This window comes from Paratractidigestivibacter sp. (genome assembly GCF_963660155.1).
In the GTDB taxonomy this organism is placed as follows: domain Bacteria; phylum Actinomycetota; class Coriobacteriia; order Coriobacteriales; family Atopobiaceae; genus Paratractidigestivibacter.
The window spans coordinates 1-3,182 of sequence record NZ_CAVKWG010000001.1 but is presented as its reverse complement, the minus strand read 5'-3'; the positions used below and the strand labels follow the sequence as shown (position 1 = coordinate 3,182).

The 3,182-nt window shown below is 68.3% G+C and carries 3 protein-coding genes; all 3 read left to right on the top strand.

Annotated elements, in window-relative coordinates; translation table 11 throughout:
• The first annotated feature begins 178 nt into the window (after window positions 1–178).
• From U5709_RS00015 to U5709_RS00005, 3 genes are read left to right on the top strand one after another with little or no spacing between them, the layout of a single operon-like run.
• The gene (locus U5709_RS00015; RefSeq protein WP_321972486.1) at window positions 179–1,129 is read left to right on the top strand and encodes an ABC transporter ATP-binding protein; all 951 of its coding nucleotides are present in this window, start codon (window positions 179–181) and stop codon (window positions 1,127–1,129) included.
• A gap of 18 nt (window positions 1,130–1,147) precedes the next feature.
• Entirely contained in the window at window positions 1,148–1,942 is a 795-nt protein-coding gene (locus U5709_RS00010; RefSeq protein ID WP_321972485.1) for a hypothetical protein, read from the top strand.
• Window positions 1,943–1,987: 45 nt separating this feature from the next.
• Window positions 1,988–3,115 (top strand): alpha/beta hydrolase, encoded by a 1,128-nt coding sequence (locus U5709_RS00005; protein WP_321972484.1) that lies wholly within the window; start codon window positions 1,988–1,990, stop codon window positions 3,113–3,115.
• Window positions 3,116–3,182: the final 67 nt, after the last annotated feature.

Sequence of the window (3,182 nt, the reverse complement as noted above, 5' to 3'; positions counted from 1 at the left end):
GCGATGTGCTCGCCGGCTGTGAGGCCATGCTCGCCAAGCTCTGAGGCCCGCGCCCGACCGCCCCGCCCGCGCGCTCGCCCGCCCTGCTCGCATGCGCCCGCCCGCGGCGCCCCTTGATGCGTAACTGGTGCGCGCATCGTCTAACATGGCTTCTTGCCAGCTCAAACAAGGAGGGAACATGACCACCCAAGCGGCCCCCAACAGCGTCATCCGCGCCCAGGGCCTCACCAAGACCTACGGCAAGTTCAACGCCGTCGACGGCCTCAGCATGGACGTGCGCGAGGGCGATATCTACGGTTTCGTCGGCCGCAACGGCGCTGGCAAGTCCACCACCATGCGGATGATCTGCGGCCTCATCGTGCCGACCGCGGGCGAGCTCGACGTCCTCGGCCAGGACCCGAGCGTCGGCGGCGGCCGCACCGCCGTCGGTGCCATCATCGAGGCGCCCGGCCTTCTCGACAAGTCCAGCGCCATGGACAACCTCATGTACAAGGCGATCGCCCTCGGTGTGCCCAAGGCCCGCGCCCACTGCCAGGAGCTCCTGCAGATCGTCGGCCTCCAGGACACGGGCTCCAAGCAGTCGTGCAACTTCTCGCTCGGCATGCGCCAGCGCCTGGGTATCGCGCTGGCCATGGTCGGCAACCCGCGCATCCTCTTGCTCGACGAGCCGTTCAACGGCCTCGACCCCGGCGCCACCCGCGAGATGCGCGAGACGCTGCAGAAGATCAACCGCGAGCGTGAGATGACCATCATCGTCTCGAGCCACGTCCTCGACCAGCTCAACCGCTTCGCCACGCGCTTCGGCGTCATCAACGCGGGCCGCATGGTCGCCGAGTTCGAGAGCGAGAAGATGGCCGAGCTTGCCGCCGGCGCCATCCGCGTGCGCTGCAAAGACATGCCCGCGGCCGGCCTCGCGCTGCGCCAGGCGCTCCCGGGCGTCGATGTCACCCTGTCCGACGACGGCGTCTACCAGGTGCCGAGCACGAAGGCGACGGTCGAGCAGGTCTCGGACGCGCTCTTTGCCGCCCACCAGCAGGTGCTCGAGCTGCACAAGACCGAGCGCGACGTCGAGGATTTCTTCCTCGAGCTCATGGACGAGTCCGGCGCAAGCGTCCCCGCGGCGCAATAGAACTAGGAGGCACATCAAATGTTTTCACTTCTCCGCGCCGATATGCGCCGGATCCTCCGCCGTCACGGCGGCTTCTACGGCTTTACCGTCGTCATCGTCGCCCTTTGCCTCGTCATGGGTGTGGCCGTCGAGCTCCTGAGCAGGCTCGGCGCCGAGGCGGGCGTGGACACGGGCATCACGCCTTACGCCTCGCCCGTCGACTGCGTGGTCGGCATGCTGGGCGACCTGCTCGCGCTGGTCATCTGCCTGAGCGCCGTGCGCGTCTGCTGGATCGATAAGCGAAACGGCTACGACCGCACCATCGTGAGCAGCTGCGGCAAGCGCACCTATTACCACGAGAAGATCCTGTTCGCGCTCGTGCTGAGCGTCGTCTTCGCCCTGTTCGCGCTCGCCGCCACGTCGGTGACGGGCCTGCTCGTCCGCGGCATCTCGGGCCTCGACTCGCCGCTCGTGTTCGTCGAGTGGTTCGCGCCGACGGTGCTCGTGGCCTGGGCGTGCGCGTGCCTTAGCATGGCCGGCCTGTGGCTCACCGGCAGCCAGATCCTGGGCATCGTGCTCGCGTTCTTCCTTACCAACGGCATGATCGCGGGCGCGATCGGCATGGCCGTCGGCGGCGTGAACGCCGACGTCGCGCAGGTGTACTACGCCGTGTGCGAGTGGCTGCCCAACGCGGCGGTCACGCTGTCCGCGAACGCGGTGAACGGCGCCTTCGTGTTCGCGCAGGAGGGCCTGGCTAGGATGGCCGTCCCCACCGTCGCGTGCCTCGCGCTGACCTTCGTTTGCGTGGGCGTTCTGCGCAAGCGCGACCTGTAGGATCGGACAAAGGGACTGTCCCTTTGTCCCCTTTTGGAGCGTGAGATGAGAGACGCGAATCAGGTTGATGGGCCCCGGCCGGCGTGCGTGTGGGCGCTCGCGGTGTGGGCGGTCGTGCTCGCGGGGGCGGGCGCCGCGCTCGTCGCGCGCGGGGCCGTCGCCGGAGGCTGGGCGCTCGTCGCGCTCGGCGTCGTGCCGGCGGGCCTGCTCGTGGGCGCGGCGGCTTTTGTCACGCACAAGGCCTTCGGCGACATGTCGAGCTTCCTCGGCGACTTCGCCACGGGCGAGGAGGACCTCCAGACGCTCGAGCGCGCGTATCGCCTGGGCCATCAGCACTTCCCGCCGGAGCGGCTCGACGCCTTGATGGAGAACTTCCTGCGCATGACGCCGGAGACGAGCGCCTGGCTCGCCGAGCACGAGAGGGACTTCGAGCGCGTGGACATCGAAGCGGCCGACGGCGCGCGACTGGTCGGCCACATGGCGCGCCTGCATCCCGACTCTCATAAATGGTTTATCTTTTGCCACGGCCTCGGCGGCGGGTGGAAAAACGGCCTGCGCCACGCGCGTCGCTTTGCCGATAAGGGCTATAACCTGCTGTTCATTGAGCAACGTGCGCAAGGCGCGTCAGGCGGAGCCGTCATCGGCGCCGGCCACCTTGAGCGACGTGACGCCGTGCTTTGGTGTCGGCGCGTGGCCGTTGATGACCCTCTTGCGCGCATCGTGCTTATGGGCGAGTCCTTGGGCGGCGCGACCGTCCTCGAGGCGGCGGGGGAGAGCGAGCTTTCGCCCCAAGTGGCGCGCATCGTGTCGGACTCCGGCTACGCCGACTTCTGGAATGCTTCCGCGGCGCTGATCTCGCCTGTGGTCGCCGGGCGCAAGGTCAGCCTTGCCCACCCGCTGCTCGACCTTGTGCGCATCTTCTTCCGGGCCCACCGCGGCGGCTACGACATCGCCGATTGCCGCGCCGTCGACGCCGTGGCGCGCGCCCGTGTGCCCATCCTGCTCATCCACGGCGGCCACGACAACCTGATCGACCCCGTGAACGCGCGCCGCCTCGACGCCGCGTGCGCAAGCGAGCACGAGCTTCTCGTCGTTGAATGGGGCGGCCACTGCAGCTCCGCCGTCGCGGACCCCGACCTCTACTACAGCCGGCTCTTCTCCTTCGTCGAGTAAAGCGCGACCTGCAAAAGGGACAGTCCCCAATGCAGGTCGGACCTGCAAAAGGGACTGTCCCCAATGT

Bases quoted from the DNA above. Each gene is read 5' to 3' on its own strand.
- U5709_RS00010 (WP_321972485.1), top strand. From the start codon at position 1,148: ATGTTTTCACTTCTCCGCGCCGATATGCGCCGGATCCTCCGCCGTCAC.
- U5709_RS00015 (WP_321972486.1), top strand. From the start codon at position 179: ATGACCACCCAAGCGGCCCCCAACAGCGTCATCCGCGCCCAGGGCCTC.
- U5709_RS00005 (WP_321972484.1), top strand. From the start codon at position 1,988: ATGAGAGACGCGAATCAGGTTGATGGGCCCCGGCCGGCGTGCGTGTGG.